General features: G+C 70.3%; 5 protein-coding genes. 3 read left to right on the top strand and 2 right to left on the bottom strand.

Annotated features, from left to right (window positions below; translation table 11 throughout):
• The 3 genes from VD972_RS03815 to VD972_RS03805 all read left to right on the top strand — a co-directional run.
• A partial coding sequence (locus VD972_RS03815; protein WP_324980887.1) for a fumarylacetoacetate hydrolase family protein occupies nt 1-501 on the top strand: 501 nt, incomplete at its 5' end.
• Nucleotides 498-1,028 (top strand): 2-amino-4-hydroxy-6-hydroxymethyldihydropteridine diphosphokinase, encoded by a 531-nt coding sequence (folK, locus tag VD972_RS03810; protein ID WP_324980884.1) that lies wholly within the window; start codon nt 498-500, stop codon nt 1,026-1,028. The genes VD972_RS03815 and folK, both read left to right, overlap by 4 nt.
• Nucleotides 1,025-2,497, top strand: coding sequence for a tetratricopeptide repeat protein (locus VD972_RS03805; protein ID WP_324980881.1), 1,473 nt, complete (start codon nt 1,025-1,027; stop codon nt 2,495-2,497). The genes folK and VD972_RS03805 overlap by 4 nt, the downstream gene beginning before the upstream one ends.
• Nucleotides 2,498-2,506: 9 nt before the next feature.
• Here VD972_RS03805 and VD972_RS03800 read toward each other — a convergent pair whose 3' ends face one another.
• Complete coding sequence (locus VD972_RS03800) at nt 2,507-2,740, bottom strand: hypothetical protein (protein ID WP_324980878.1); 234 nt, start codon at nt 2,738-2,740, stop codon at nt 2,507-2,509.
• A 262-nt stretch (nt 2,741-3,002) separates the two neighbouring features.
• Complete coding sequence (locus tag VD972_RS03795; protein WP_414653980.1) at nt 3,003-3,770, bottom strand: KpsF/GutQ family sugar-phosphate isomerase; 768 nt, start codon at nt 3,768-3,770, stop codon at nt 3,003-3,005.
• Between the last annotated feature and the right edge of the window lie 34 nt (nt 3,771-3,804).

Here is a 3,804-nt window from a genome sequence, read left to right as displayed (position 1 = left end):
CTCAACGGGCCGCGCTCGCCCATCCGCATCCCCAAGGCCAGCGAGGAGGTGCACTACGAGGCGGAGCTGGCGCTGCTCATCGGCGAGCGGCTGAAGAACGTGGACGAGGCCACCGCCGCGCGCGCCATCTGGGGGCTCACCTGCTTCAACGACGTGACGGCGCGCGACATCCAGCGCCGCGAGGTGCAGCACACCCGCGCCAAGAGCTACGACACCTTCTCCTGCGCTGGCCCCTGGGCGGTGACGGGGCTGCCCGCGGGAGATCTGCGGATCACCTGCCGGGTGAACGGACAGGTGCGCCAGGACAGCCGCACCTCCGACATGGTCTTCGGGCCGGCGCAGCTGGTGTCGTTCATCTCCCAGATCATGACGCTCCTGCCCGGGGACCTGATAAGCACGGGGACTCCCTCCGGGGTAGGGAAGCTGGCAGCCGGGGACACGGTCGAGGTGGAGATCGAGGGAATCGGGACCCTGGCCAACCCGGTTGAGAGCGAGCCTTGAGCACCGCCAACGTCTACGTCGGGCTGGGTTCCAACGAGGGAGACCGGGAGAGCTACCTCGTGGCGGCCCTGGAAGCGCTCTCTCTCATCGATGCAGTCATCGTGCTGCGCTGCTCCCCGCTCTTCGACAGCGCGCCGGTCGGCCCGCCTCAGCCTCGCTTCCTCAACGCGGTGGTGGCGCTGGACTGTGGGCTGGGGCCGCAGCGGCTGCTCGCCATCCTCCAGCGCATCGAGCAGGACCTGGGCCGCACCCGGAGCAGGGGGCGCTGGGGGCCTCGGCCCATCGATCTGGACATCCTCCTGTGGGAGGGTGAGGTGGTGGCGGATGCGAACCTCCAGGTGCCGCACCTGGAGCTGCACAAGCGCCGCTTCGCCTTGGAGCCGCTGGTGGAGCTTGCCCCCGATGTGAAGCACCCGGTGCTGGGCGTGCCCGTGAAGGAGCTGCTCGCCCGGCTTGATCCGCAGGATGTCCGCAGGCTCTCGGCCACCCAGTGGCCCGAGTTGAGCCCTCTGGTGAACGAGTCATGACCCTCTGCCTTGCCCTGACTGCGGCCCTGCTCGCCGCCGAGCCGACCAACCTTCCGCCCAACCACCCGCCCGTCCCGCCGGGGACTCAGGCCTCTCCCGCTCGCCCCGCCTCTCCGGGAGGGATGCCCGAGGGTCACCCTGCCGTGATGCCGGGGCAGGGCACGTCCTCGGGGCAGGGGACAATGCCCGAGGGCCACCCGCCCATGACGGGGAGCGGGGCCGGGCAGCCGTCGACGCCGGGGGCGATACCCGACGGTCACCCGCCCATGTCGGGCACGGACCGGGCGCCGCCCAGCGCTGATGAGCTGCTCAAGCAGCTGGACTCAGCAGAGGGCCTGCGCACGCGGGAGAAGTCTTTCGAGATCGCCTCCTCGCTGGGAAAGCTCTACCACGCGAACGGCAGGGTATCGGAGGCGATGATGTACTTCCTCCAGGCGGAGGAGAAGGCGGTGCCGACGCGGACGCTCTTCTTGGAGCAGCGCAAGAAGCTGGGGAAGAAGCCCGTGCCGAGCGCGGAGGAGGCGGGCTGCGGCTTCACTCCGGCGACGACGGTGGAGGAGATGGGGAAGGTGGCCCAGGAGCGTGCCAAGAAGGGGGACGCGGCGGGTGCGGCGGCCTGTGCGCGAGCGGCGCTGGCCCCGGTGCTGGAGGTGGAGGTGCTGCGCGGGCACGTGCTGTACCTGACGGGCGACAAGGCGGGCGCGCTGACGGTGTTCGAGCGGGTGCTGGACGTGGCGCCGTCGAATCCGGAGGCGCTCTTCTCGCGCTCGGCGCTGCTGTACGAGACGAAGGGCGAGGACGTGAAGGCGCTGCAGGCGGCGCACGAGGGCTTCGAGGCCTACGTGGCGGTGCACCCGGACGGGCCTCGGGTGGATCTGGCGATGCAGCTGAGCAAGTTCGCGGAGGAGACGGCAAAGGCGGGCGGCCGGGAGAAGTGGAAGAAGCAGCGGGAGGAGGAGCGGCGCATCCGCCTGTCGCAGCCCAGGCCCTCAGCGCCGATGGCAGGCGCGCCGATGGCCGGTGCACCGATGGCGGGGAACGCAGGGGCACAGGGGCAGGACGCGCCGCCCGCGCTGACGCAGGAGATGATGGACGCCGTCCAGAACACGGAGCGCACGCCCGAGCTGGAGGCTGGCCTGGCGAAGCTGGTGGAGGAGGGTGAGGAGCACCTGGCGAAGGGGCGCTATGAGGAGGCGCTGGGCGTGTACCGGCGCGTGGTGCCGTTCCAGCCGGAGAACGGGCGTGCGAAGGCGGGCATGGCGTGGGCGCTGACGGGGCTGGGGCGGCCCATGGCGGACAAAATCTGGAGCGTGGCAGTGGGCTCGGACGCGGCGGCCGTGGAGAAGCTGGGCGACACGCTGCTGGCCAAGGGCGACGCGAAGGGCGCGAAGGCGCTCTGGGCGAAGCTGCTGCAGTCGGTGCCGGACTACCCGAACAAGGCGGCCCTGCAAGCCAAGGCCAGCCAGTAGCGGACGCGTCTATCCTGCGAGCTGAAGCTCCGGCGGCGCCAGGCGGCTCATGATGATGTCCAGGGCGGCGTGAGCGCCCAGCATCACCACGGCCTCGGCCTCGGCTTCGCGGTAGGAGCGCTTGGCGGAGTGGAGGACCGTCCACGATTTAGGACTCCCGTCCAGCTCCGCGTACGCCTCGTGCACGGCAACCTCGGCTGCTTCCAGGCGCTGAGCCAGCGCCACGCTGTTCGTCGTGTCCATGAAGGCATGGAATTGCAGCCGGCGTGCCGAGGCTCAGGGGGGATCCCAGGCCTGCCTGGCACCCGATGAGACTCCTGCCTGCGAGAGAGCCTGCCGGGAGCGACCTCCCGGAACCTGTCTGCTTGTCTGACAGGTTTGTGAAGGCTCCTGCCGGGAGCGACCTCTGGGAACCTGTCTGCTTGTCTGACAGGTTTGTGGAATGTGCCGCCGGCAGCCCCCCTCATGGAGCGGTTCCGTCTAACACTCTCTCAGAGAGGGAGAGTCACAGGAACCGCGCGGCCAGCAGGTCCTGCACGTCCAGCAAGCCCACGGCACGGCCCTCGGCGTCCACCACCGGCAGTTGATCCACCTTGGCCTCGCGCATCTGCGCCGCGGCGGTCAGCACCAGCGTCTCCGGGCTCACGCATCGAGGCCCGCGGCCCATCACGTCTCGCACCGGGATCATGAAGTCCGTGCGGCCCTGCTCCACCAGTCGGCGCAGGTCTCCGTCCGTGAAAATGCCCACCAGCCGCCCCTGCCGATCCACCACGTTCGTGGCGCCCGGACGGCCTGGGGTCCTCGTCATGACCCCCACGGCCTCGGACAGCTTCGCGGTCTCGCGCACCACCGGGTTGGCCGGGCCCGTGCGCATCACCTCGAAGACGCGCTGCACGGAGCGGCCCAGCTTCCCGCCCGGGTGCAGCAGCGCATACTCCTCCGTGCCGAACGTTCTCGAGCGCAGCAGGGTCATCGCCAGCGCGTCGCCCACCGCATGCAGCGCGGCGGTGGAGGCCGTAGGCACCAGGCCCATGGGGCACGCTTCCTCGATCCGGCCGATGTCCAGCACCACATCCGCGCCCCGAGCCAGCGGGCTCTCCAGTCCACCCGTGATGGCGATGACCGGAGTGCCCAGCCGCCGGAACGAGGGCAGCAGTCGCAGCAGCTCCTCGGTGGAGCCGCTGTTGGACAGGGCGAGGATGACGTCCCCCCGGCCCACGCGCCCCAGGTCTCCATGCACGGCCTCGGCGGGGTGGAGGAAGAACGAGCGGATACCGGTGGACGCCAGCGTGGCCGACAGCTTCTGG

Origin of the sequence: Hyalangium sp. (genome assembly GCF_035629615.1) — a bacterium.
Lineage (GTDB): Bacteria > Myxococcota > Myxococcia > Myxococcales > Myxococcaceae > Hyalangium.
This window is presented reverse-complemented; position numbering and strand designations above follow the sequence as displayed.

Excerpts from the sequence above, each read along its gene's own strand:
- VD972_RS03805 (WP_324980881.1), top strand. The coding sequence starts at position 1,025 with ATGACCCTCTGCCTTGCCCTGACTGCGGCCCTGCTCGCCGCCGAGCCG.
- VD972_RS03800 (WP_324980878.1), bottom strand. The coding sequence starts at position 2,740 with ATGGACACGACGAACAGCGTGGCGCTGGCTCAGCGCCTGGAAGCAGCC.